This is a genomic window from Gordonia jinhuaensis (assembly GCF_014639795.1).
GTDB lineage: Bacteria > Actinomycetota > Actinomycetes > Mycobacteriales > Mycobacteriaceae > Gordonia_B > Gordonia_B jinhuaensis.
The window spans coordinates 12,588-37,061 of the sequence record NZ_BMGC01000010.1 but is presented as its reverse complement, the minus strand read 5'-3'; the positions used below and the strand labels follow the sequence as shown (position 1 = coordinate 37,061).

At 67.2% G+C, this 24,474-nt stretch carries 22 protein-coding genes and 1 pseudogene; all 23 read left to right on the top strand.

The window, feature by feature from the left end; genetic code table 11:
• The first annotated feature begins 2 nt into the window (after positions 1-2).
• Positions 3-491 (top strand): pantetheine-phosphate adenylyltransferase, encoded by a 489-nt coding sequence (coaD, locus tag IEW22_RS09045; protein ID WP_188586291.1) that lies wholly within the window; start codon positions 3-5, stop codon positions 489-491.
• A gap of 112 nt (positions 492-603) precedes the next feature.
• The gene (locus IEW22_RS09040) at positions 604-1,401 is read left to right on the top strand and encodes a DivIVA domain-containing protein (protein WP_188586290.1); all 798 of its coding nucleotides are present in this window, start codon (positions 604-606) and stop codon (positions 1,399-1,401) included.
• Positions 1,402-1,472: 71 nt separating this feature from the next.
• Complete coding sequence (locus IEW22_RS09035) at positions 1,473-2,156, top strand: YceD family protein (protein ID WP_229742334.1); 684 nt, start codon at positions 1,473-1,475, stop codon at positions 2,154-2,156.
• Positions 2,153-2,950 carry a ribonuclease III gene (rnc, locus tag IEW22_RS09030; RefSeq protein ID WP_188586289.1) on the top strand — a complete coding sequence of 266 codons (798 nt, stop codon included), beginning with the start codon at positions 2,153-2,155 and terminating at the stop codon, positions 2,948-2,950. Before IEW22_RS09035 ends, rnc begins: the two co-directional genes overlap by 4 nt.
• 111 nt (positions 2,951-3,061) lie before the next feature.
• Entirely contained in the window at positions 3,062-4,057 is a 996-nt protein-coding gene (mutM, locus tag IEW22_RS09025; RefSeq protein ID WP_188586288.1) for a bifunctional DNA-formamidopyrimidine glycosylase/DNA-(apurinic or apyrimidinic site) lyase, read from the top strand.
• A 79-nt stretch (positions 4,058-4,136) separates the two neighbouring features.
• The gene (locus IEW22_RS09020) at positions 4,137-4,583 is read left to right on the top strand and encodes an OsmC family protein (protein ID WP_188586287.1); all 447 of its coding nucleotides are present in this window, start codon (positions 4,137-4,139) and stop codon (positions 4,581-4,583) included.
• Positions 4,580-4,903: an acylphosphatase gene (locus IEW22_RS09015; RefSeq protein ID WP_188586286.1), complete on the top strand. Its 324-nt coding sequence runs from the start codon at positions 4,580-4,582 to the stop codon at positions 4,901-4,903. The genes IEW22_RS09020 and IEW22_RS09015 overlap by 4 nt, the downstream gene beginning before the upstream one ends.
• Before the next feature lie 40 nt (positions 4,904-4,943).
• Positions 4,944-8,642, top strand: a complete 3,699-nt coding sequence (smc, locus tag IEW22_RS09010) for a chromosome segregation protein SMC (protein ID WP_188586285.1) — start codon at positions 4,944-4,946, stop codon at positions 8,640-8,642.
• Between the two features lie 50 nt (positions 8,643-8,692).
• A complete protein-coding gene (gene ftsY / locus IEW22_RS09005) occupies positions 8,693-10,465 on the top strand; it encodes a signal recognition particle-docking protein FtsY (protein ID WP_188586284.1) in 1,773 nt (590 codons plus the stop codon).
• Between the two features lie 319 nt (positions 10,466-10,784).
• On the top strand, positions 10,785-12,170 hold the full coding sequence (locus IEW22_RS09000) for an ammonium transporter (RefSeq protein ID WP_188586366.1): 1,386 nt from the start codon (positions 10,785-10,787) through the stop codon (positions 12,168-12,170).
• A gap of 5 nt (positions 12,171-12,175) precedes the next feature.
• On the top strand, positions 12,176-12,514 hold the full coding sequence (locus IEW22_RS08995) for a P-II family nitrogen regulator (protein WP_188586283.1): 339 nt from the start codon (positions 12,176-12,178) through the stop codon (positions 12,512-12,514).
• A gap of 13 nt (positions 12,515-12,527) precedes the next feature.
• Positions 12,528-15,095, top strand: a complete 2,568-nt coding sequence (locus IEW22_RS08990) for a [protein-PII] uridylyltransferase (RefSeq protein WP_188586282.1) — start codon at positions 12,528-12,530, stop codon at positions 15,093-15,095.
• A 4-nt stretch (positions 15,096-15,099) separates the two neighbouring features.
• Positions 15,100-16,650 carry a signal recognition particle protein gene (ffh, locus tag IEW22_RS08985; RefSeq protein WP_188586281.1) on the top strand — a complete coding sequence of 517 codons (1,551 nt, stop codon included), beginning with the start codon at positions 15,100-15,102 and terminating at the stop codon, positions 16,648-16,650.
• Between the two features lie 47 nt (positions 16,651-16,697).
• Positions 16,698-17,772, top strand: a pseudogene (locus tag IEW22_RS08980) (amidohydrolase family protein).
• A 754-nt stretch (positions 17,773-18,526) separates the two neighbouring features.
• Positions 18,527-18,982: a 30S ribosomal protein S16 gene (gene rpsP, locus IEW22_RS08975; protein ID WP_188586280.1), complete on the top strand. Its 456-nt coding sequence runs from the start codon at positions 18,527-18,529 to the stop codon at positions 18,980-18,982.
• Positions 18,979-19,221 carry an RNA-binding protein gene (locus tag IEW22_RS08970; RefSeq protein ID WP_188586279.1) on the top strand — a complete coding sequence of 81 codons (243 nt, stop codon included), beginning with the start codon at positions 18,979-18,981 and terminating at the stop codon, positions 19,219-19,221. The genes rpsP and IEW22_RS08970 overlap by 4 nt, the downstream gene beginning before the upstream one ends.
• Positions 19,222-19,238: 17 nt before the next feature.
• Positions 19,239-19,748: a ribosome maturation factor RimM gene (rimM, locus tag IEW22_RS08965; protein ID WP_188586278.1), complete on the top strand. Its 510-nt coding sequence runs from the start codon at positions 19,239-19,241 to the stop codon at positions 19,746-19,748.
• A gap of 37 nt (positions 19,749-19,785) precedes the next feature.
• Positions 19,786-20,532, top strand: coding sequence for a tRNA (guanosine(37)-N1)-methyltransferase TrmD (gene trmD / locus IEW22_RS08960; RefSeq protein WP_188586365.1), 747 nt, complete (start codon positions 19,786-19,788; stop codon positions 20,530-20,532).
• 238 nt (positions 20,533-20,770) lie between these two features.
• Positions 20,771-21,112, top strand: coding sequence for a 50S ribosomal protein L19 (rplS, locus tag IEW22_RS08955; RefSeq protein WP_188586277.1), 342 nt, complete (start codon positions 20,771-20,773; stop codon positions 21,110-21,112).
• A 159-nt stretch (positions 21,113-21,271) separates the two neighbouring features.
• Positions 21,272-22,234: a signal peptidase I gene (gene lepB, locus IEW22_RS08950; protein ID WP_188586276.1), complete on the top strand. Its 963-nt coding sequence runs from the start codon at positions 21,272-21,274 to the stop codon at positions 22,232-22,234.
• 1 nt (position 22,235) lies between these two features.
• On the top strand, positions 22,236-22,961 hold the full coding sequence (locus tag IEW22_RS08945) for a ribonuclease HII (RefSeq protein ID WP_229742332.1): 726 nt from the start codon (positions 22,236-22,238) through the stop codon (positions 22,959-22,961).
• Entirely contained in the window at positions 22,958-23,269 is a 312-nt protein-coding gene (locus IEW22_RS08940) for a DUF2469 domain-containing protein (RefSeq protein ID WP_188586275.1), read from the top strand. The genes IEW22_RS08945 and IEW22_RS08940 overlap by 4 nt, the downstream gene beginning before the upstream one ends.
• Before the next feature lie 51 nt (positions 23,270-23,320).
• The gene (locus IEW22_RS08935; RefSeq protein WP_188586363.1) at positions 23,321-24,328 is read left to right on the top strand and encodes an alpha/beta hydrolase; all 1,008 of its coding nucleotides are present in this window, start codon (positions 23,321-23,323) and stop codon (positions 24,326-24,328) included.
• Positions 24,329-24,474 lie beyond the last annotated feature (146 nt).

The window sequence follows — 24,474 nt, the reverse complement described above, 5'->3', positions numbered from 1 at the left end:
ACATGGCCCGCGCATGTTGTCCCGGATCCTTTGACCCTGTCACCCTCGGTCACCGCTTCGTGTTCGAGCGCGCGGCGGCGCGATTCGACGAGCTCGTGGTGACCGTGGTGGTCAACCCCGCCAAGAAGGGCATGTTCTCCACCGACACGCGCATGGCGCTGATCGAGGACTCCGTTGCCGACCTGCCGAATGTGCGCGTCGACCGGTGGGAGGGCTTGCTGGTGGACTACCTGACCGCCAACGACATCACCACGGTGGTCAAGGGATTGCGCAACGGTACCGACTTCTCCTACGAGGAGCCCATGGCGCAGATGAATCGCGAGCTGGCCGACGTGGAGACCTGGTTCATGCTGACCGACCCGCGCTATGCGCATGTGTCGAGTTCGCTGGTCAAGGAGGTGGCGAAACTCGGTGGGGATATCACGCCGTACGTGACGCCACTGGTCGCCCGCGAGATCGACGCTGCCGTGCACCGGATCCACGAGGTCTGACGACACGCGGCGGTATCGCAATTCCGCGTCTCACTGATCCCTTTGGGCACAATAGTCACACGAACAACACGCCATTCGTGTCGTCGCATATGCGGCGGGGAGTGAGGGAACTGTGTACCGAGTATTCGAAGCGTTGGACGAACTCGGCGCCATCGTCGAAGAGGCTCGCGGGGTGCCGATGACGGCCGGCTGCGTGGTCCCGCGCGGTGACGTGCTGGAACTCCTCGACGAGATCAAGGACTCCATCCCCGGTGAACTCGACGACGCGCAGGACGTGCTCGACCACCGTGAAGAACTGCTCACCGAGGCCCGCGACATCCACGAGAGTGCAGTGGGCAAGGCGACAGCCGAAGCCGATGCGCTGATGCTGCAGGCGCGCTCGGATGCCGACCGGATCCTCTCCGATGCCAAGGCGCAAGCCGACCGCATGGTGGGCGAGGCGCGTGCGCACGCCGACGAGGTGCTGACGTCGGCGCGATCGGAATCCGAGCGGATGGCCACCGCGGCCCAGCGCGAATTCGACTCGGTGACTGGGCGAGCTCGTAACGAGGCGCATCGCGTGATCGAGGCGGGCAATGCCTCCTACGAGAAGTCGGTCGCCGACGGTATCGCCGAACAGCAGCGTCTGGTGTCGCAGACGGAGGTGGTGGCCGCGGCGAAGTCCGAGGCCGACCGCATTGTCGATGCCGCTCATGCCGAGTCCGATCGGCAGCGCGGCGAATGCGATGTCTACGTGGACTCCAAACTCGCCGAGTTCGAGGACATCCTGACCACGACCATGCGTTCGGTGAATCGTGGACGTCAGCAGCTGCGCACCGGCGCCGGCGTGCACGACTACTCTGAGCACGGCGATTACCGGCAGTCGGAGGCGGCCGACGCCCGTGACTTTCCCGGGCCGATAGCGGTCTGAGCGGGCGTCCGCCGCACCCCGAGAGTGGGTTGACGGCTCTCAATACCACATCTGCCGTATCGTTTTTGATTGTGTCCGATAATCGTCATGACAAGCGCGCAACGTCAGCGCGCGGCAGCAGCACCGCCGGCGGACCGTTCGTCGTCGACGTTCGCCCCCTCGGTCGTCGTCCCGGGTCGATGACCGAGATCCATCGGACGGTCACCTCCGACGACCGGGTCGGTCTGGATCTCGTCTCGATCCCGGCAGGCAGCCCGATCGATCTGGATCTGCGTCTGGAAGCGGTGTCCGAGGGAGTGCTCGTGACGGGGACCGTCGCCGCAGAGACTGTGGGTCAGTGCTCACGCTGCCTGGAACCCGTGACGGGTGCGCTCAACGTCTTTCTGACCGAACTGTTCGCCTACCCCGACTCCGAGACGGTGAACACCACCGACGATGACGAGGTCCATCGACTCGAGGACAATGCGGTCGATCTCGAACAGCCGGTGATCGACGCGGTGGGTCTGGATCTGCCGATGGTCCCGTTGTGCCGCGACGACTGCCCGGGCCTGTGCTCGGAGTGTGGCGTCCGTCTGGAGATCGCCGGACCCGACCACCATCACGACATCATCGACCCTCGCTGGGCCGCGCTCGCGGGCATGGTGAGCGCCGACGACGGCGCAGACGCCGGCCCCACTACACCGTCCGGCGACGAGCCGGTGGACGAGGGTGGTGACTCGTCGTCGGAGCGGCGCGAGGACAATCATCTGCGATGAGTGCTGCCACCACCGACCCCGGTGACGAACGCGAAGTGACATCTCCCGATAGGTCCTCGCTGTTGTCGGCCCTGCAGGTCGACGTCTCCGACGAGCTGTTGACGCTGGCGCTCACGCACCGGTCCTTCGCCTACGAGAACGGCGGGCTGCCGACCAACGAACGCCTGGAGTTCCTGGGCGATTCGGTACTCGGCGTGATCGTCACCGAGAAGCTCTACCGCAACTTCCCCGACCGACCCGAGGGCGAGCTGGCGAAGATCCGTGCGAGCGTGGTGAACATGCATGCGCTGGCCGACATCGCCCGTGGGCTCGGCGACGGCGGGCTCGGCGCATTCATCATGCTGGGCAAGGGTGAGGAGCTCACCGGGGGTCGCGACAAGTCGAGCATTCTCGCTGACGGTATGGAATCGATCATCGGCGCGGTGTATCTCGACAACGGACTCGAGGTGTCGCGCGGACTGATCTCGCGACTGTTCGACGAGCCGATCGCCCACGCCGCGGAACTCGGCGCCGGGCTGGACTGGAAGACGTCGCTGCAAGAGCTCACCGCAGAACGCGGACTGGGCGTGCCGGGCTATCAGATCACCTCCACCGGACCCGACCACGACAAGGAATTCACAGCTACGGCCGTTGTCTCGGGTCGTCAGCTGGGTCGTGGTGTCGGACGCACCAAGAAGGAGGCCGAGCAGAAGGCTGCGGCCACCGCGTGGCGCACCATCTCGGAGTCGACCGACGCACAGCTGCGTGACGGAGTCGGGTCGGCGGACGGCGTCGGCCCCGGCTCCTCTGACTAGTGCTGTGCCGCAACCGATCCGGCATCACGAGACGGGCATGTCGATCGACGTGCGATGCGTCATCGGTAGTGCCGGTGACCACAATTGTGGTGCGAGTGCCCGGATACGCTGATGCCTGAACTCCCCGAGGTGGAGGTCGTGCGGCGCGGCCTCGATGCGCATCTGGTGGGGCGACGGATCGAATCGGTCGAGGTCTTGCACCCGCGAGCAGTGCGTCGACACATTCCCGGTGCCGATGATCTCGCCGCCCGGATCGCCGGTCACCGCGTGCACGCCGTGCGGCGCCGGGGAAAGTATCTGTGGCTCGACCTGACCGACGGCCGATCCGGTGACCGGGTGGAGCTGGCGGTGATCGTTCACCTGGGGATGAGTGGGCAGATGCTGTTGCAGCCGCCCGACAAGCCCGACGAGAAGCACCTACGCATCCGTGCCGTCCTCGACGCCGGCGATGCAGCTGACGGTGCCGATGGTGAGGGTGGTGTTCCCGGTGTGTCCGGTGCCCCCGCGGGGCCGCTGGAACTGCGTTTCGTCGATCAGCGCACCTTCGGTGGCTGGATGCTCGACACCTATGCCGAGGCGCAGGCGCCGGAATCGGTGTCAGCGCAGGCGACTTCGGCCTGTGTGCAACCGCTTGGGCCGATTCCGGCGAGCCTGGCTCACATCGCGCCCGACCCCTTCGACCCCACCTACGATCAGCGCGCCGTGGTGGCGACGTTGCGCCGCAAGCACTCCGAGATCAAGCGGCAGTTGCTCGACCAGACGGTGGTGTCGGGGATCGGCAACATCTACGCCGACGAGGGACTGTGGGCGGCGCGGATCAACGGCACCCGCCTCGCCGATTCGATCTCGGTGCGCAAGCTCAACGAGCTGCTCGACGCGGTCACCGCGGTGATGCGCTCAGCACTCGATGTGGGCGGAACCTCCTTCGACTCGCTCTATGTCAACGTCAACGGCGAATCCGGCTACTTCGAGCGGTCACTGAACGCCTACGGCAGGCAGGGTCTGCCGTGCCGCCGGTGTGGGACCGTGATGCGTCGCGAGGCGTTCATGAACCGCAGCTCGTTCTGGTGTCCGAAGTGTCAGCCCAGGCGTTCACCTCGGGGGTGAGGGGACGTTCGGGGTGACGTCGCCGCACACACTCCGACGCCGGGAATCGGACACCGCATGTCTGGTGTTGGATATCCACATGGCAACCGACGTGACCACACATCCCGATCTCTGGGTCGAACGCACCGGCACCCGACGCTATCGGGGGTACAGCTCCAACGGCGCAACCGTCGAGATCGGGTCGGCGGGAACCGAGGGCACGTTCACGCCGGGGGAGTTGCTGAAGATCGCACTCGCCGCGTGCACGGGTATGAGCACCGACGTGCCGCTGGCCCGGCGACTCGGCGACGATTTCGACTCGACCATCCGCGTCAGCGGTGACGCCGATCGCGACAACGAGCGTTACCCACTGCTCGAGGAGGTCCTCGAGGTCGACTTCTCCGAACTCGACGAGGCCGCCGCCCAGCGACTGCTGACCGTGGCAGCGCGCGCGATCGACACCGTGTGCACCGTGGGCCGCACGCTCAAGAGCGGCACACAGGTCGAGCTCACCATCGACACCGGCGTCTCCACGCATTCGGCATGAGCGAGGCCGACAGGGGACACGGGGGAGACTCCGGCGAGACGGCGAGAGATGTCACGCGGCTGACGGCCTGGGTCCACGGGCATGTGCAGGGTGTGGGCTTTCGTTGGTGGACCCGTTCGCGAGCCCTCGAGCTCGGGTTGAGCGGGTATGCAGCCAACCAGGCCGACGGGCGTGTCCTGGTGGTGGCGCAGGGCAACCGCGCCGATGCGCAGAAGCTGCTCGAATTGCTGCGTGGCCCAGACACTCCCGGCCACGTCGACACCGTGGTGGCCGACTTCTCCGATCCCACCGGGGACTACTCGGGATTCGTGGAGCGCTAGGTCCACGGCGTTGTCGTGATGGGTGGTTATCCTCAGGCTCGTGCATCTCAAATCGCTGACCCTCAAGGGCTTCAAGTCCTTCGCGTCTGCGACCACGTTGCGATTCGAACCCGGCATCACCTGTGTGGTCGGACCCAACGGGTCGGGTAAATCCAACGTCGTCGACGCGCTCACCTGGGTGATGGGTGAGCAGGGTGCCAAGGCGTTGCGCGGCGGCAAGATGCAAGATGTCATCTTCGCCGGAACCTCTGGTCGGGCGCCGCTGGGCAGGGCCGAGGTCACCCTCACCATCGACAACTCCGACGGTGAACTGCCCATCGACTACTCCGAGGTCTCGATCACCCGCCGGATGTTCCGCGACGGCGCGGGCGAGTACGAGATCAACGGCAACTCGTGCCGGCTGATGGATGTCCAGGAATTGCTCAGCGACTCCGGCATCGGCCGCGAGATGCATGTGATCGTGGGCCAGGGGCGGCTCTCGGCGATCCTCGAATCGCGACCGGAGGATCGGCGCGCCTTCATCGAGGAGGCCGCCGGCGTCCTCAAACACCGCCGCCGCAAGGAGAAGGCGGTACGCAAACTCGACTCCATGCAGGCCAACCTGGCGCGCCTGACCGATCTCACCACCGAACTCCGACGCCAGCTCAAGCCGCTGGGGCGCCAGGCGGAGATCGCGCGACGAGCCCAGACTGTGCAGGCCGACCTGCGCGATGCGCGTCTGCGGCTGGCTGCCGACGACCTGGTGGCCCGTCGTCGCGAGATGGCCGAGCACACCGACGGAGAGAGCCAGGTCCGCGAGCAACAGCAGCGGGTGGCCGCCGAACTCGACGCGCTGACCGGCGAGATGAACGGTCATGAGGCCGAACTCGAACGCATCGCACCGGCGGCCAAGGACGCCGCGGCGACCTGGTTCCGGCTGTCGGCGCTGGCCGAACGGGTGGACGGCACCTGCCGGGTGGCCGCCGAACGCAGTCGGCATCTCACCGATCCGGTGGAACACAAGAGTGGTCGCGATCCCGAGCAGCTCGAGGCCGATGCCGAGAAGGCCGCCGGCGACGAGCGTGAACTGACCGAGGCCGTGGAGATGGCCACGGAGACCCTCGAGGCGGTTCGCGCCGAACTCGCCGAGGCCGAGGATCGGGCGGCGGCCGCGGAGAAGGCTCATCTTGCCGCTGTCCGCGCGATCGCCGACCGTCGCGAAGGACTGGCGCGCCTCGAGGGGCAGGTGGAGAACCTGCGCACCCGCGCCGAGTCGACGGATGCGGACGCCGCACGCCTCGGTGCGGCGATCGAGGAGGCCGCGCAGCGGTCCGAGGAGGCATCGGCCGAACTCGACGTGCTCACGGCCAGGGTGGCCGAGCTCGAAGCAGCCGAGTCAGGGCTCGACGAGCATCACGAACGCTGCGTCCGGGCGTTCAACCAGGCCAACGAGCGCGTCGCCGAACTGCGCGAGGCCGAACGCGAGGTCGATCACCGCATCGCCGGACTCACCGCCCGCATCGAGGCGCTGTCGGTGACGCTCGAACGTCGCGACGGTCCGGCCTGGCTGCTGGAGAACCACCGGGAGAGGCTGCTCGGGTCGCTGACCGACCTGATGACCGTGCACAACGGCTTCGAGACCGCGATGGCCGCCGCGCTGGGTCCGGCCGCCGAGGCTCTCGCCGCACCCGATGCCGCCGCGGCACGCGACGCGCTCGCGACGTTGCGCGATCAGGACGCAGGTCGGGCCTGGATGCTCCTCGCCGATGTGTCCCGTGCCGACACCCCCTCCGGCGTCGATCTGCCCGCGGGTGCGCGATGGGCGATCGATGTCGTGACCGTCGCCGATCACCTGCGTGGCGCACTGGACGCGGTCCTGGGCGCGACCGTCGTCGCCGACTCGCCACAGATCGCCGAGAAGGCGCTGACCGCATTGGCCGAGGCAGGTGTGGAACCGCGGTCGGCGCGAGCGGTGACCACCGAGGGCGATCTCTTCGGTCCGGGGTGGATGAGCGGCGGGTCCGACCGTCGGCCGTCGACACTGGAGATCGCGTCGGCGATCGACACCGCAGAGACCGATCTGGTCGCTGCCAGACGCGAGGCGGAGTCGGTGGCAGCTGCACTCGAGGGTGCGACCAGCGAGCAGACCGCGCGTCGAGAGGCTGCCGAGGAGTCACTCGCGGCACTGCACGAGTCGGATTCGACCCTCAACGCGACCTACGACCAGCTCGCCCGTGTCGGGGACACCGCGCGTGCGGCGCAGACGCAGAGTCAGCGCTTGGTGAGCCAGCGCGCGGTCGCGGAGACCGGGCACGCCGAAGCCCTCGACGCGCTCGAGCAGGCGCGTGAGCGGCTACGGCTGGCCCGCAGCGAGTCCGGCGACCCGACTGCCGCCGACGCCGGTGACTTCGAGGGTCTCGGCGGAGACCGTGACGCGGCAGCCGCAGTGGTCGCCTCGGCGCGGGCCACCGAGATGGATGCCCGATTGGCGCTGCGGACCGCAGAGGAACGGCTCGCGTCGGTGCGCGGTCGCGCGGAGTCGTTGCGCCGCGCAGCTCGCGCCGAGCGGGAGGCCCGCGAGCGTGCCGAGCGTCAGAACCGGGCGCGTGCGCGCGCCGCAGAGGTCTCGGCAACCGTGTCGCAGGCAGGAGCGCTGGTCGCCGAGCGGATATCGCTGGTGGTCGAGCAGGCCGCTCGCCATCGTGACCAGCTCGAGGCCACCCGCGCCGAGCGTGCGGCTGCGCTCGAGGAGGTCCGTGGCCGTGTGCGTGATCTCGGCGAGACGCTCGCGTCGTTGCGTGACGCGGTCCACCGCGACGAGGTGGCCAAGGCGCAGGCGGCCTTGCGGCTCGAACAGATCGAGGAACGGATCGTGTCAAACTACTCGATCGCACCCGACGATCTGGTCGCCGAGTACGGACCCGACGTGCCGCTACCGCCCACGGCCCTGGAGATCGCCGAGTACGAGCAGGCCCGTGAGCGCGGCGAGCAGGTCAGCGCGCCAGTGCCGATGCCCTTCGACCGCGCCACCCAGGAGGCTCGGGCGAAGAAGGCGCAGAAGGACCTGACCACCCTGGGTAAGGTCAACCCGCTCGCGCTCGAGGAGTTCGCTGCGCTCGAGGAGCGCTACAACTTCCTGTCCACCCAGCTCGAGGATGTCAAGAGCGCCCGCAAGGATCTCCTCGACGTGGTGGAGGAGGTCGACGCGAAGATCCTGCAGGTGTTCACCGAGGCCTATGCCGACGTCGAGCGCGAGTTCGCGCAGGTGTTCACGACACTGTTCCCCGGCGGTGAGGGACGGCTGGTGCTGACCGACCCGAGCGACATGCTCACCACGGGTGTGGAGGTGGAGGCGCGCCCGCCGGGCAAGAAGGTCAAGCGGTTGTCGCTGCTCTCCGGTGGCGAGAAGTCGCTGACCGCGGTCGCGATGCTGGTGGCGATCTTCCGCGCGCGGCCCTCACCCTTCTACGTGATGGATGAGGTGGAGGCCGCCCTCGACGACACCAACCTCCGACGACTGATCACCCTGTTCGAGCAGCTGCGGGAGAAGTCGCAGCTGATCGTGATCACCCATCAGAAGCCGACGATGGAGATCGCCGACGCGCTCTACGGGGTGAGCATGCGCGGTGACGGCATCACCACGGTCATCTCACAACGCTTGCGCGGCATGGACCTGCCAGTCTCATCGGCGAGGGCGGCCGGTTCACCCGCCGTCGAGAGCCCGGCCGACGTGGTCGAATCGGGGGCACCCGCGGGCTGATCCCGGTGCCACCTCCGGGTGGACCGCCCAGGATGCGACACAATGGCGGTGTGGATACCGGAATCATCATCGGCATCGTCGTCGCTGTCGTCGTGGTCGTGCTCGCACTACTCGTGCTGGGCCTTGTACTCGCCCGACGTCGGCGGATCTCGTTGCATCAGACCCCGCCTGCGGGAACGCAGGGACCTGTCACCGGCGAGAAGCCGCAGGTCGACAAACCCGGCACCTACAAGGCGAACACCGGTTTCTCGTTCACCCAGGGCGGTGGTGGCGCCGCGACCGTCGACCGGCCAGCACGTCGTCCCGGAGACCAGGAGGGCCCGTCGGCGCCGCCCGCCGGCCCGACCGGGCCCACCGGGCCGGGTGGGGGACCAGGTGCCGGTCCCACCGCCCCTCCTGTTCCGGGTGCTCCCGGCGCTCCCGCCGGGCCCGCCACGCCGCGCGCTGACGAACGCACCGACACCGACGGGCAGCCGATGGTCGGCGACGACGCGTCGGTCCCGCGCGATTCGCAGACGCGCAGTGTCACCGAGGTCACGCTGCCCGACGAGTTCGAGGTGGCTCCGGAGACAGAGACGCCTGAGACCACCGAGCCCGAGCCCGAGCCGACCACCGAGCCCGAGTCGACCGAGCCCGAGCCGACCACCGAGCCCGAGTCGACCGAGCCCGAGCCGACCACCGAGCCAGGGCAGGGGACCACTGAGACCTCGGCGCCGACCAGCACCATCGAGGCGGAATCTGCCGGAACCGACGTTGCCGGGGCGCCCGCGCAGGACACTGCTCCGTCCGACGAGGTGCTCGCTGACGCCGGTGTGACGGAAGCCGACGCGCCCGTCGAGACCCTGCCCGCCGAAACCCTGCCCGTCGAGACCCCGGCTGTCGAGACTGCTGTCGAGGAGATCGAGCCGGCCGAGGGTCGGTTGCATCGTCTGCGTGGACGCCTCGCCCGGTCACAGAGTGTGTTCGGCAAGAGCGTCCTGGGTCTGCTCGGCGGCGGCGACCTCGACGAGGACTCCTGGGAGGAGATCGAGGACACCCTTCTGATGGCCGATCTCGGGACCGCGACCACCACGGCGGTGGTCGACAAACTGCGTTCCGAGCTGGCGGCGAACCCGGTTCGCAGTGCCGACGAAGCCCGTGCGCTGTTCCGGGCCGTGCTCGTCGAGCATCTGATGCCCGAGCTGGATCGTTCGGTGAAGGCGCTGCCACATTCGGGGCATCCGGCCATCCTGCTCGTCGTCGGGGTCAACGGCACCGGTAAGACCACCACCACCGGCAAGCTGGCCCGAGTGCTCGTCGCCGACGGGCGGCGGATCCTCCTCGGAGCCGCGGACACCTTCCGTGCCGCGGCCGCCGATCAGCTGCAGACCTGGGGTGAACGCGTGGGTGCGCAGACCGTCCGCGGCAAGGAAGCCGCCGACCCCGCATCGGTGGCCTTCGACGCGGTGAGTCAGGGCATCGATTCGGGAGTCGACGCGGTCATCATCGACACCGCCGGGCGTCTGCACACCAAGACCGGGCTGATGGACGAACTCGGCAAGGTCAAGCGCGTGGTGGAGAAGAAGGCGTCGGTCGACGAGGTGCTGCTGGTTCTCGACGCGACGATCGGGCAGAACGGACTCGCCCAGGCCAAGGTGTTCGCCGACGTGGTCGACATCTCCGGGGTGGTGCTGACCAAACTCGACGGCACCGCCAAGGGCGGGATCGTCTTCCAGGTCCAGAACGAGTTGCGCGTGCCGGTGAAGCTCGTGGGGCTCGGGGAGGGCGCCGACGATCTCGCACCCTTCGATCCCGAGGCCTTCGTCGACGCCTTGCTGGGCTGACGCCTCCGCACTGCGTGAGCGTTCGGGCCCGTCCGGACCCACCCGCGGCGCGTCTGTCGTGGGTGGGCCGTGCGGTCCGCGGCGAGTGCTTCGGCGCGACACGCCCGAACTCGTGAAGCAATGTCCGATTGGTGCCGATATGCCCCGCGTCACCACCAGCGGATATACGTCAGCGCAACAATCCATCCCGTTGCGTTAACTCGCTGGAAACATGCAATCGCCATGGATGAAACATCCACAAAGCAACCTTCTCGGCAGGTCTGAACCGCGCTGACTGCGGTGTAACTGAGGAGGGATACGAGTGGCGGATTTCCCCACAATGGGCGTGCCGGATACAGGCGATACCGCCTGGATGCTGGCAAGCTCGGCGCTGGTCCTGTGTATGACCTTGCCGGGCTTGGCGTTCTTCTACGGAGGCATGGTCCGGTCGAAGAACGTGCTCAACACGATGATGATGAGTGCCGTCTCGATGGGCACGGTCACGGTTCTGTGGTGCATCTACGGATTCTCCGAGGCGTTCGGCAACGACATCGCCGGAACCTCCAACGGCGGTGTCCTCGGTGACTTCGGCCAGTACTTCGGCCTGAAGCACCTGTTCAGCGCCAACGGTGCGGCAGAAGTGCCCGCCTCGGGCGGCACCCCGGCCACTGCGGCCACCAACATCCCGCTCTTCGGCACGATCCCGGCACTCGTCTTCGTTGCCTTCCAGCTGATGTTCGCGATCATCACCGTCGCGCTGGTCTCGGGTGCGGTCGTCGACCGGATGAAGTTCAGTGCGTGGGTCGTCTTCACCGTGGTCTGGTCGACGGTCGTGTACTTCCCGGTCGCCCACTGGGTGTTCGCCTTCAACGGGTTCACCGCCGAGAAGGGTGGCTGGATCGCCAACAACGTCAAGGCCATCGACTTCGCCGGTGGTACTGCTGTGCACATCAACGCCGGTGTCGCCGGTCTTGTGCTCGCCTTGTTCCTGGGCAAGCGCAAGGGGTGGCCCACGACGCCGATGCGCCCGCACAACCTTCCTTTCACGATGCTCGGCGCCGGCCTGCTGTGGTTCGGCTGGTACGGCTTCAACGCGGGTTCGGCACTGACCGCCAACGGCACTGCCGCCTCGACCTTCGCCACCACCACGATCGCCACCGGTACCGCGATGCTCACCTGGATGCTCACCGAGAAGCTGCGCGACGGTCACGCCACCAGCCTGGGTGCCGCATCGGGCATCGTCGCCGGCCTCGTGGCGATCACGCCCTCGTGTTCGTCGGTCAACACCTGGGGTGCGCTGATCATCGGTGCACTCGCCGGTATCGTCTGCGCACTCGCTGTGGGCCTCAAGTTCAAGTTCGGCTATGACGACGCTCTCGACGTCGTCGGTGTCCACATGGTCGGTGGTCTGCTCGGCACCATCCTGATCGGTTTCGTCGCCGTCAAGGAGGCCCCGGCCGGTGTCGACGGTCTGTTCTTCGGCGGTGGCGCCGACCAGCTGTGGCGTCAGTGTGTCGGCGCGCTGTCGGTCCTCGCGTACTCGGGCGTCGTGACTGCAATAATTGCGCTGATACTGAAGTACACCACGGGCCTGCGCGCTGACCCGGAGAGTGAGGCCATCGGTCTCGACGAGTCCGAGCACGCTGAGTCCGCATACGATCTCGCACCCATCGGTGGCGGTTCTGCCCTGAGCCAAACCGGTGTCGCGCTCGGCAAGGAGGCATGATCCCAGTGAAACTGGTAACCGCAATCGTCAAGCCGTTCACCCTCGAGGATGTCAAGGCGGGCCTGGAGCAGGCCGGCGTGCTGGGCATGACCGTCAGCGAGGTCCAGGGGTACGGCCGTCAGAAGGGCCACACCGAGGTCTACCGCGGTGCGGAATACTCGGTGGACTTCGTTCCCAAGGTGCGCGTCGAGGTGATCGTCGACGATTCGACGGTGGACAAGGTCGTCGAGGTGATCGTCGAGGCCGCTCGCACCGGCAAGATCGGTGACGGCAAGGTCTGGGTTTCGCCGGTGGACACCGTTGTCCGTGTTCGCACCGGTGAGCGCGGAACCGACGCTCTATAGCGGCAGGTAACACGTGCCGTTCGTCACGAACAACAACGACGGCCCCGCGTCCGACGATTCGTCGAACGCGGGGCCGCGTCCATCACCGGGCAAGTCGGGCTTTTCGCCCCCGGCCGCGGCCACCGACCTCGTGGAGGCGCGCCGCGCCCTGCTCGCGCAGCAGGACGGCCCCAAGCGGCTCGACGCCGCTGGGCTGCGTCAGGTCCTGGTGGATCTGCACGACTTCTGGCTCACCACCAAGGGCGCTGAGATCGGTATCCGCCCCAACAGCGGGTTCGCCATCGTGGCCGTCGGTGGGCTGGGTCGTCAGGAGTTGCTCCCGTACTCCGATCTCGACCTGATCCTGTTGCATGACGACATGAAGCCCGCGGAGGTCTCCGAGGTCGCCGACGCGCTCTGGTATCCGCTGTGGGATGCCCACATCGCCCTCGACCACAGCGTCCGGACCGTTCCGCAGGCACTGCAGGTGGCCTCGTCGGATATGACCGCGGCGCTGGCGATGCTCGACGCCCGTCACATCGCCGGTGACGAGGAGCTGACGAACCTGCTCATCGGGGGCATCCGCAGACAGTGGCGCACCGACATCCGGCACCGTTTCGGCGAACTCGTCGACACTGCTCGGGATCGGTGGAAGCGCTCCGGTGACATCGCGCACCGCGCCGAACCGGACCTGAAGAACGGCCGCGGCGGCCTGCGTGACGTCCAGATGCTCGACAATCTGGCCATCGCGCAGCTCACCGACGGCATGGGGAGCCTGCGTCCCGATTCACCCGGCGGCGGATTGCGTACGGCCTACACGCGGCTGCTCGACATCCGCACCGAACTGCACCGCATCGCCGGGCGCCCGCGTGAATCGCTGCGCGCCCAGGACGCCGACGAGATCGGTGCCGCATTGCGCATCGGCGACCGCTTCGACTTGGCCCGGACGATCAGCGACTGCGCGCGCACCGTCTCCTACTCGGTGGATCTGGGGTTGCGTACTTCGGCGAATGCGTTGCCGCGCAGGGGATTGTCCAAATTGCGTCGCGCCCCGCTCCGTCGTCCACTCGACGAGGGGGTCGTCGAACACGCCGGTGAGGTGGTGCTCGCTCGCAGTGCTATCCCCAGCAAGGATCCCGGGTTGATCCTGCGGGTGGCCAGCGCCGCGGCGCGGACGGGTCTGCCGATCGGCGCCGCCACGCTGAGTCGACTCGCCGACCACGCACCCGAACTGCGTGAACCATGGCCGCCCGAGGCGTTGAGCGATCTGCTCGTCCTCCTCGGCACCGGCAGTCACATGGTCGACCCGATCGAGGCGCTCGACCGGACCGGGCTGTGGGGACGTCTGCTGCCCGAGTGGGGAGCGGTGCGCGATCTGCCGCCACGCGACGCCGTCCACATCTGGACGGTGGATCGGCATCTGGTCGAGACCACGGCGTACGCCAGCACCATGACCACACGGGTGTCACGACCCGATCTGCTGGTCCTGGGTGCGTTGCTGCACGACCTCGGCAAGGGACGCGGCGCCGATCACTCCATCGTGGGGGCCGAGCTGGCCGCTCAGATCGGCAACCGCATCGGGTTGTGGCCGCAGGATGTGGCGCTGCTGTCGGAGATGGTCCGCTATCACCTGTTGCTTCCCTCGACGGCCACACGACGTGACCTCGACGATCCGGAGACCGCCCAGTCGGTGGTCGACGCACTCGGGGGCAGCCGGGTTCTGCTCGAGCTGCTCGCGGCGCTCGCCGAGGCCGATTCGCTGGCCACCGGTCCCGGTGTGTGGGGAGAGTGGAAGGCCTCACTGGTCGGAGAACTTGTGCGGCGATGTCTGCGTCTGATGGACGGTGAGCCGCTTCCGCAGCCGGAACCGTTGTCGGACAAGGAGATCCGCCTCGCCGAGAACGGTGGGGTGACCGTGGAGATCGACACCACCGAAGGTCCGCACACTTTCGAGGTGACGATGATCGCCCCCGACGGCCCCGGAATGCTGTCGAAGATGGCCGGGGTTCTCGCCCTCAACGGACTGCGACTGCGTTCGGCCAACGCGCGCAGTCACGCCGGCAGCGTGGTGAACACCTTCGTGGTGGTGCCGACCTTCGGCGACCCGCCCGAGCCGGGCCTCATCCGCCAGCAGCTGTTACAGGCCATCGACGGTCGACTCGACATCGGCGCCCGCCTCGACGCGCGCGAACGCGACATGCCCACACCGCCACAGGTGGGCGATCGTCAGGTCGCGGTGCCCGCGTTGTTCGCCCAGGCGCCGCCGCGGGTCCTGTGGATCGAACCCGACATCGACGCCGAACGCGAGGACGCCCCGGTGACGCTGGAACTGCGCGCCGGAGACCGCCTCGGTCTGCTCGCCCGGGTGGCCGCGGTCATCGAAGGTGCCGGGGCAAGCGTCGAGTGGGCCAAGGTCACCACTCTTGGCGGAACCGTCGTGGACACCTTCGGGGTCGACCTTCCCGCCGACAGTGCCCAGATGAGGGCGTCGCTGGAGGAGGCGATCCTCGCTGTGGTGCCGCCGCCGGCACCCGCGGAGGATTCCGACGAGCCCGAGGGTGGTGCGGGCGGTTCGCCCGGCGCCGGTGTGCCGATAGGCTAGGGGAATGTTCGAATCGCTCTCCGACCGGTTGACCCGTGCACTCACCGACCTGCGTGGCAAGGGCCGGTTGTCGGATGCCGACATCGACCGCACAGCGCGGGAGATCCGGCTGGCATTGCTCGACGCCGACGTCTCGCTGCCGGTGGTGCGAGGCTTCATCTCGCGCGTCAAGGAGCGCGCCAAGGGTGCCGAGGTCTCCGGTGCGCTCAACCCGGCCCAGCAGATCGTCAAGATCGTCAACGAAGAACTCGTCGACGTCCTCGGCGGTGAGACCCGCCGGATCAGCTATGCGAAGACACCGCCGACGGTGATCATGCTCGCGGGTCTGCAGGGCGCCGGTAAGACGACGCTGGCGGGCAAGCTCGGCGCGTGGCTCAAGAAGCAAGGCCACACACCACTTCTCGTGGCCGCCGACCTCCAGCGACCCGGAGCGGTCTCGCAGCTGCAGATCGTCGGTGAGCGGGCCGGGGTTGCGGTGTATGCGCCACATCCGGGCACCAGTGTCGGCGGTGAGGGGGAGCTGGGTGTCAGCGCCGCCGACCCCATCGACGTCGCCCGCGACGGCGTGGCCATGGCCGAGGACAAGCAGTACGACGTCGTGATCGTCGACACTGCGGGTCGCCTCGGTGTCGACGCCGAGCTGATGGCACAGGCCGCGGGGATCCGCGATGCCGTGTCCCCCGACGAGGTGCTGTTCGTCCTCGACGCGATGATCGGACAGGATGCGGTCGGTACAGCCGAGGCCTTCTCCCAGGGTGTGGGCATCACCGGTGTGGTGCTGACCAAACTCGACGGCGACGCACGTGGTGGCGCGGCACTGTCGGTCCGCGACATCACCGGCGTACCGATCATGTTCGCCTCGTCGGGTGAGAAGCTCGAAGACTTCGACGTCTTCCACCCCGACCGGATGGCCAGCCGCATCCTCGGCATGGGTGATGTGCTCAGCCTCATCGAACAGGCCGAGGAACACTGGGACGCCCAGCAGGCGGAGGCGACCGCAGCCAAGATCACCCAGGGCGATCTCACACTCGAGGACTTCCTCGAACAGATGCTGATGATCCGCAAGATGGGGCCGATCGGGAATCTGCTCGGCATGCTCCCTGGCGCCGGTCAGATGAAGGACGCACTGTCGCAGGTCGACGACAAGCAGCTCGACCGCGTCCAGGCGATCATCCGCGGGATGACCCCCGCCGAGCGGGCCGACCCGAAGATCATCAACGCCTCGCGCCGTCTGCGTATCGCCAACGGTTCGGGCGTCACGGTCACCGAGGTGAACCAGCTCGTCGACCGCTTCTTCGACGCGAAGAAGATGATGTCGCAGATGGCTGGGCGGATGGGGATGCCCGGCTCGCGCCGGAACAATCGTAAGAAGGGCAAGAAGGGGAAGAAGGGCGGCCGCGGTCCGACCCCGCCGAAGGTTCGCGGCGGTATGCCGGGCATGCCGGCCGGCTTCCCCGATCTGTCCGGCATGCCCGCCGGACTCGACCAGTTGCCGCCGGGACTCGAGGGCATCGACGTCTCGCAGTTCCAGAAGCCGACGAAAAAGAAGCGGTGAGCGCCGGGTCGTCGGTGCCGGGACAGGCCGACGCAGGTGGACGGGCGCTGCCGGGGCCGCTGCACATCGCCGGCAGCGACGCTCTGTCCGGCGAGCCGGTGTCACTGTGGACCAACCAGGGTCGGATCAGTCGTGGTCCGGTGCCAGGTGCGCAGACCGTGTGCACCGACGGCTGGATCGTGCCCGGACTGGTCGACGCACACAACCATGTGGGTATCGCCCCCGGTCTCGGGGTCACGATCGAACAGGCGCGAGAGTTCGCCCGCGCCGACGCCAAGGCCGGGGCGCTGCTGATCCGCGAGGTCGGTTCACCGCTGGACACCCATCCACTCGACTCCGACGCACACGGACCGAAGTTCATCAGGTCGGGCCGGGCACATCGCGCGCACCAAACGCTATCTCCGGGGATACGGGGTCGAGCTCGAGAACCCCGCCGATCTGCCCGACGAGGTGCGCAGGCAGGCGCGCGCGGGGGACGGCTGGGTGAAGCTGGTCGGGGACTGGATCGATCGTGCGGTCGGTGATCTCACGCCGCTGTGGGACGACGACCTACTCGTGGCCGCCGTCGCCGCCGCTCATGACGAAGGTGCGCGGGTCACCGCACACGTCTTCGGCACCGATGCGCTGCACGGATTGATCGCCGCCGGCGTCGACTGCATCGAACACGGCACGGGTCTGACTCCCGATCTGATCGACGCCATGGTCGAGAGATCTGTCGCGTTGGTGCCCACTCTCATCCAGGTGGAGAACTTTCCGTCGATCGCTGATTCAGCTGACCGCTTCCCGACATATGCAGCCCACATGCGCGAGCTGTATTCGCATGCGCCGCAGGTGTTCTCGGATGCCCATGAGGCCGGGGTGGCCATGTTCGCAGGTACCGACGCGGGTGGCTTCATCGGCCACGGGCGCATCGTCGACGAGGTGATCGCGATGACGTCGATCGGCTTCACGCCGCGGGAGGCACTCACCGCGGCCTCGGCCGCACCCCGGGCGTGGCTGGGTGCACCGGGACTTGCTCACGGTGCACCCGCCGACCTGGTGGTCCTTGCGTCCGATGTCGCCGAGGATCCGGCTGTGCTGCGCGTCCCCACCGCGGTCGTCGCCGGCGGAGAAGTGCTCTGACGCCGTATATCGAAAGTTGTGCCACTCGCTTTTCACGATAATTGTGAATGGCGGCACAGTAATCGCCCCGGTCCGGCGCTTCTTGAGTAAAAGCCGTGTAATCAAGCGGTTTTCGAATCGGTCGCATGTGCCGTGGTCGCGGTCACCCGTCGCCGGGCGTTGTGACACCGCCCGACAATCGGCGGGGAGGGTTGGGGGGTTCACGGGTGGATCTTTGTGATATCTCCACATTCGTGACGGTAAGGGTGGTTGAACGATGTCATTCTTTGGTAGTTTTCTCGTGTTCGACGGGTGATCCCCCGACCAACCGGTGACATCACCGGTTTGGTGATCGTGCCGATTTGCGGTCTCTCCGCGCGGCATTCACAGGTACGGATGACCGATCGCCCGTGACAGGATCCTTCTGGCGCGTGGCGCCGGTGTACCCCTCGTGGGGTGGGGTGCACTGGCGCCATTGCGCAGGGTCTTCCAGGACAACGCGCCTCCCGGATTCCGGGGGGCGCGTCGTCATCTGTGCTGAGGTCCAGTCATCTGTGCCGGCGTGCATCGGTGTCGGCGGTGCTCGGTGGCGGGCGGATGGACGCCCAGGCGATTTCCGTCGCGCCCGGCGCTTCTGGCAGAATGAAGCGTCGGTTCGCCGGATCCGGTTCCGTACCGCCCGGCGGTCACACCGACGAGATATCCGCAAAACCGGGCACGCCATCCGGGCGTGCCGCTGAATTGCGGCGTGACCACACGAAGGAAGACTTTTCACATGGCTGTCAAGATCAAGCTCACGCGGCTCGGCAAGATCCGCAACCCGCAGTACCGCGTCATCGTCGCCGATTCGCGCACCCGCCGCGACGGACGCGCCATCGAGACCATCGGCAAGTACCACCCGAAGGAAGATCCGAGCCTCATCGAGATCGATTCCGAGCGCGCACAGTACTGGCTCGGCGTCGGCGCACAGCCCACCGAGCCGGTTCTGACCCTGCTGAAGATCACCGGCGACTGGCAGAAGTTCAAGGGTCTGCCGGGCGCTGAGGGCACCCTCAAGGTGAAGGAAGCCAAGCCGAGCAAGCTCGACCTCTTCAACGCTGCACTCGCGGCCGCCGACAGCGAGCCGGTTGCCGAGGCCGTGACGCCCAAGAAGAAGGCCGCCGCCAAGAAGGCCGACGAGACCGAGCAGCTCGCCGAGGCCGCCGCCGACGAGAAGCCCGCCGCAGAGTGAGTGCCGTCGTCGCAGACGCCGTCGAACATCTCGTTCGCGGGATCGTGGCCAACCCCGACGATGTGCGCGTGGAGATGACCACCGGTCGCCGCGGTCGTTTCGTCGAGGTCCACGTCAACCCCGAGGATCTGGGCAAGGTGATCGGCCGCGGAGGTCGTACCGCCACGGCCCTGCGCACCCTGGTCACCGGTATCGGTGGCCGTGGCGTGCGTGTCGATATCGTCGACACGGATCGCTGACGAGGGTCGTCGCTTCGATGGACCTCGTCGTGGGGCGTGTGGTGAAAGCGCACGGCGTGCGCGGTGAACTGGTGGTCGACGTCCGGACAGACGACCCGGCCGACCGGTTCGCCGTCGGTACGTCGCTGCGCACACGCCACCCCCGCAGCGGTGCTCAGACATATGTCACGGTGACAGCCGCCCGGATGCATGCCGGGCGGCTGTTGCTGTCGCTGGAGGGCGTCGACAGTCGCGATCGCGCCGATGAGCTGCGCGGGCAGCTGTTCGTGATCGACAGTGCCGACGTCGATTCCGGCGATGACCCCGACGAGTTCTACGACCATGAGCTCGAGGGGCTGCCGGTCCTCACGCTCGCCGGGGATCGTGTCGGTGTGGTCGCCGAGATTCTGCACCTGCCCGCCAACGACGTCCTGGCGGTGACGGCCGAGGACGGTCGTGAACTCTTGGTGCCGTTCGTGCGGGAGATCGTGCCGGTGATCGCCGCCGACCGGATCGAGATCGATCCCCCCGACGGCCTGTTCGACTAACGGGCGCGGCAGCCAGATGGAGCAGCAGAGCACATCCATGCGCATCGACATCGTCTCGATTTTCCCCGACTATCTCGCCCCGTTGCGGCTGTCGCTGCCGGGTAAAGCGATCGACCGGGGGATCCTCGAACTCGGCGTACACGATCTGCGGAGCTGGACACGCGACGTGCACCGCAGTGTCGACGACACTCCCTACGGCGGTGGTCCGGGGATGGTCATGCGCCCGGACGTGTGGGGCGAGTGCCTCGACGACGTGTGCCCCGACGATGCGCTTCTGGTGGTGCCGACCCCGGCGGGTGTGCCGTTCACGCAGGCAACGGCCGAGGAGTTCTCCACCGAGTCGCACCTCGTCTTCGCCTGCGGGCGATACGAGGGCATCGATCAGCGTGTCTTCGACGATGCCGCCCGGCGCGTACGTGTGCGCGAGGTCTCGATCGGCGATTTCGTACTGATCGGCGGCGAGGTCGCGGTGATGGCGATGATCGAGGCCACCGTCCGTCTCATCCCGGGCGTTCTCGGCAACAACGAATCCCACGAACAGGACTCGTTCTCCGACGGGATCCTCGAGGGTCCGGCTTATACGCGGCCTCAGCAGTGGCGTGGATTATCGGTGCCCCCGGTGTTGCTCAGCGGCGACCATGCCCGGATCGCCGCGTGGCGCCACGAGCAGGGTCTGGCACGCACCGAGGCACTCAGACCAGATCTGCTGGCCGGGCCCACTGTCTCTGCCGGCCCCGACCACACCGCGGACGGCGGGGACGGATCGACGGTCACCCGCCGGTGACCGCGGTGGTCGGCTGATCAGCGATTTCACCCTGAGGGTGTCCTTCTGGCACAATAGAGCGGTTGCCGTTCGACGTCGGTGGTTGCCACCTGCGCTGACTCGGCGCGCCGACTCCGGAGCACGAACCCGTCGAGCCGGTGGTGGGGTCACTCGTCTGCGATGCGGACGCGATACCTCGCCACACCGGACGCGCGGTTCCTCTGTTCGACATGACATATCGATTGGATCGACCTACAAGATGAACACACTGGACTTCCTCGACAAGCAGTCCCTGCGCGACGACATCCCCGAATTCCGCCCCGGCGACACCCTCAACGTTCACGTGAAGGTGATCGAGGGTTCGAAGGAGCGCGTGCAGGTCTTCAAGGGCGTCGTCATCCGCCGTCAGGGCGGCGGCGTGCGTGAGACCTTCACCGTGCGCAAGGTGTCCTTCGGCGTCGGCGTCGAACGTACCTTCCCGGTGCACAGCCCCAACCTGGCGAAGATCGAGGTCCTCACCCGCGGTGACGTCCGTCGCGCCAAACTGTACTACCTGCGCGACCTGCGCGGCAAGGCTGCCAAGATCAAGGAGAAGCGCTGACCGTCAGGGTCACCGACCTCTGATCCACTGCCGGGCACCCGCGACCGATTCCGGTTCGCGTCGTGCCCGGCAGTGTCGTATCCGGGGCGATGCCGAGGGGTGTGACCCGAGCTGTCGAGGGTTGTGTGAGACGTCTGCGCGTTCCACTAGGCTTACGGCGTGGCAGACACTCCGCAGGATGATCGTGCGTCCGGTGACCCCGATGACAACCCCACTCCCGGCGGCTCACATCGAGCCGACGAGCGAGCTCAGCGGTCGTCTGCGCAGAACACACCCGCCTCGACCGGCGCGGAAGCCGACCGCAACTCGGATCCCGAGGACGGATCGGACAAGCGCGCCTGGCACACCACCGACGAGAAGCCTGCCCGCAAACGCGGCGGCATCCTGCGTGAGACGGTCATCATCGTTGTCTGCGTGCTCCTGCTCACCTGGCTCATCCAGACGTTCGTGGGCAGGCAGTACGTCATCCCGTCGGAGTCGATGGAACCGACGTTGCACGGGTGTACCGCCTGCACCAACGACCGCATCGTGATCGACAAGTTCTCCTACCGGTTCGGCAACGACCCGAAACCCGGTGACGTGGTGGTGTTCAAGGCTCCCACGTCGTCATGGGACACCGATTGGCACTCGCCGCGGTCGTCGAACACCTTCGTGCGCGGTCTGCAGGACGCTCTCTCGTGGTTCGGTTTCGCACCGCCCGATGAGAACGACCTCGTCAAGCGCGTCATCGCCGTGGGTGGTCAGACGGTCGCCTGTCGCAACGCCGAGGGCCGCGGTGTGACCGTCAACGGCAAGGTCCTGCATGAGCCCTACATCGACACGACGTTGCAGCAGCGCAACTTCGGCGCACTCGACTCCACGGGCACCGACGGACCGATCTCCTCACCCTGCTACGGACCTGATTTCGGGCCGATCACCATCCCGAAGAACAATGTGTGGGTGATGGGCGACAACCGCGGCAACTCGGCCGACTCGCGCTATCACATGACCGACGAGTACCAGGGCACCGTTCCGGTGAGCGACATCCGCGGCAAGGTGCGTTTCATCATCTATCCGTTCTCCCGGTGGGGGAGTGTGAAGTCGGTGAACCCGCAATCGTCGTCGACGGCATCGCATTCGTGACATGGGTCGCATTCGTGACATGGTCAGCATCCCCGCACCTGGCGAGTCCCGTGCCGGCCGGTGGCCACCACGGTCTCCGGTACGACGCGCCGCGAGTCTTCGGACCCTCGAATTCGCGCTCTACAACCGGGGATTGGGTCCGGTAGCCGGCGTCGACGAGGCCGGGCGGGGTGCATGTGCAGGGCCGCTCGTGGTGGCCGCATGTGTGCTCCGGCCGACCCAACCCGCGTCACTCGCGGACCTCGACGACTCCAAGAAGCTCAGTCCGGCCGTGCGTGAGCGGCTCTACCGCGCCGTCACCAAACATGCCGCGGCCTACTCGGTGGTGGTGATCGAGCCCGACGAGGTCGACAGGATCGGTGTGCACGTAGCCAACATCGAAGGTATGCGCCGCGCGGTCGCCGGGCTCGACCCATCGCCGGGGTACGTGCTGTCCGATGGCTTCGTGGTGCCCGGTCTGACCGTCCCGTCTCTGCCGGTGATCGGCGGTGACGCGACGTCGGCATGTATCGCGGCGGCCAGTGTGCTCGCCAAGGTCACCAGGGATGCCATCATGACCCGTCTCGATGCCGAGTGGTCCGGGTACGGATTCGCCGTTCACAAGGGCTACTCGACCGCCGAGCACATGGCCGCGATCGATCGCCTCGGACCCTGTGACATCCACCGTCACTCCTACCGCAATGTGCGCGAACGTATCCGTCCCGGTGGGGTTAGGCTGATGCAATGAGTGCCGAGGATCTCGAGAAGTACGAAACCGAGATGGAACTCTCGCTCTACCGCGAGTACAAGGACATCGTCGGGCAGTTCACCTACGTCGTGGAGACCGAACGACGGTTCTACCTCGCCAACGCCGTCGAGCTCATGCCTCGCAACGTCGACGGTGAGGTCTACTTCGAGATCCGCATGACCGACGCCTGGGTGTGGGATATGTATCGCCCCGCACGGTTCGTCAAACAGGTACGAGTGATCACGTTCAAGGACGTCAACATCGAGGAACTCGACAAGCCGGACCTGCGGCTACCCGACGTCGACTGATCATGCGCCGGTGACGGACAGACGTTCCCCGGGCGTGTGGAACTGACCCGGATGCGTCGGGGATGGGGAACTCTGTGCGCGGCGCTGGTCGTGCTCGTCGGCGTCGGGCTCCCGGTGCAGCGGTCCGCTGCGGCGGCGCCCGTGGCGGTACTGCACGAGACGGGGCTGCACGAGACGGGGCGCGAGGGCACCGTCGTCGACTATCGACTGCATTCGGCAGCCATGGGTGCCGACATCGTCGTGAAGGTCCTGCCGGCCCGGCGCGCCGGGTCACCGACGATCTACCTGCTCAACGGGGCGGCCGGCGGATACGGCGGAAGCAACTGGTTCGCGCAGACCGATGCGGCCGACTTCCTGGCGGGGCGTGATGTGAACGTGGTGGTACCGATGGGAGGCGCCGCCAGCTACTACGCCGACTGGCGCGCCGACGATCCGATTCTGGGCAGACAGAAGTGGGCGACATTCCTCACCGACGAACTGCCGTCGGCGGTGGACGCGACCCTGGCGGCTGCCGGCCGCAATGCGATCGCTGGGGTGTCCATGGCGGGAACCTCGGTCTTCCAGTTGTCGTTGCGCGCGCCGCACCTGTATGAGGCAATCGGCTCGTTCTCCGGTTGTGCGCAGACCAGCGATCCGGTCGGACAGACTTTCGTGCGGCTGACCGTGGAAGGTCGTGGTGACGGTAACACGGCCAACATGTGGGGGCCGCCGACCGATCCCGCCTGGGCCGCCAACGATCCGCTGGTGCATGCCGATGCGTTTCGGGGCAAGTCGATATATGTCGCGAACGGGGACGGTCTGCCGGGGCGGTTCGACCGTCTCGATGGTCCCGGCATCGACGACAACCCTGAAAAGCTCGGCGAACAGCTCGCGGTCGGTGCGTTGATCGAGAGCGCCACCGACTACTGCGCGCACAATCTGGCCCGCCGGTTCCGTGAACTCCACATCCCTGCCACGGTCGACTTCTACGGCAACGGAACCCATTCGTGGGCGTATTGGCAAGCGGCGCTGCACAATGCGTGGCCGCAGTTCGCCGCGGCGATCGGTGCGCACAGCTGAGTCCCTCCGGTGAGAGGTGAACCCGGATCCGCGTGACCGGAAGTATCGATTCGCGGTTTGTCCACAGTTGCGGATTCATTCACAGTCGGGCCCTGGGCGCGCCTGGATTCCGGTTCGGGTTCGGTGTCGCCGGTGATGATCGGGGC

Coding starts and splice junctions, on each gene's coding strand:
- rpsP (WP_188586280.1), top strand. CDS start 18,527: ATGGCTGTCAAGATCAAGCTCACGCGGCTCGGCAAGATCCGCAACCCG.
- IEW22_RS09000 (WP_188586366.1), top strand. CDS start 10,785: ATGGGCGTGCCGGATACAGGCGATACCGCCTGGATGCTGGCAAGCTCG.
- ffh (WP_188586281.1), top strand. CDS start 15,100: ATGTTCGAATCGCTCTCCGACCGGTTGACCCGTGCACTCACCGACCTG.
- IEW22_RS08935 (WP_188586363.1), top strand. CDS start 23,321: ATGCGTCGGGGATGGGGAACTCTGTGCGCGGCGCTGGTCGTGCTCGTC.
- IEW22_RS09020 (WP_188586287.1), top strand. CDS start 4,137: ATGGCAACCGACGTGACCACACATCCCGATCTCTGGGTCGAACGCACC.
- IEW22_RS08945 (WP_229742332.1), top strand. CDS start 22,236: ATGGGTCGCATTCGTGACATGGTCAGCATCCCCGCACCTGGCGAGTCC.
- rimM (WP_188586278.1), top strand. CDS start 19,239: ATGGACCTCGTCGTGGGGCGTGTGGTGAAAGCGCACGGCGTGCGCGGT.
- IEW22_RS08940 (WP_188586275.1), top strand. CDS start 22,958: ATGAGTGCCGAGGATCTCGAGAAGTACGAAACCGAGATGGAACTCTCG.
- IEW22_RS09015 (WP_188586286.1), top strand. CDS start 4,580: ATGAGCGAGGCCGACAGGGGACACGGGGGAGACTCCGGCGAGACGGCG.
- rplS (WP_188586277.1), top strand. CDS start 20,771: ATGAACACACTGGACTTCCTCGACAAGCAGTCCCTGCGCGACGACATC.
- mutM (WP_188586288.1), top strand. CDS start 3,062: ATGCCTGAACTCCCCGAGGTGGAGGTCGTGCGGCGCGGCCTCGATGCG.
- coaD (WP_188586291.1), top strand. CDS start 3: ATGGCCCGCGCATGTTGTCCCGGATCCTTTGACCCTGTCACCCTCGGT.
- rnc (WP_188586289.1), top strand. CDS start 2,153: ATGAGTGCTGCCACCACCGACCCCGGTGACGAACGCGAAGTGACATCT.
- trmD (WP_188586365.1), top strand. CDS start 19,786: ATGCGCATCGACATCGTCTCGATTTTCCCCGACTATCTCGCCCCGTTG.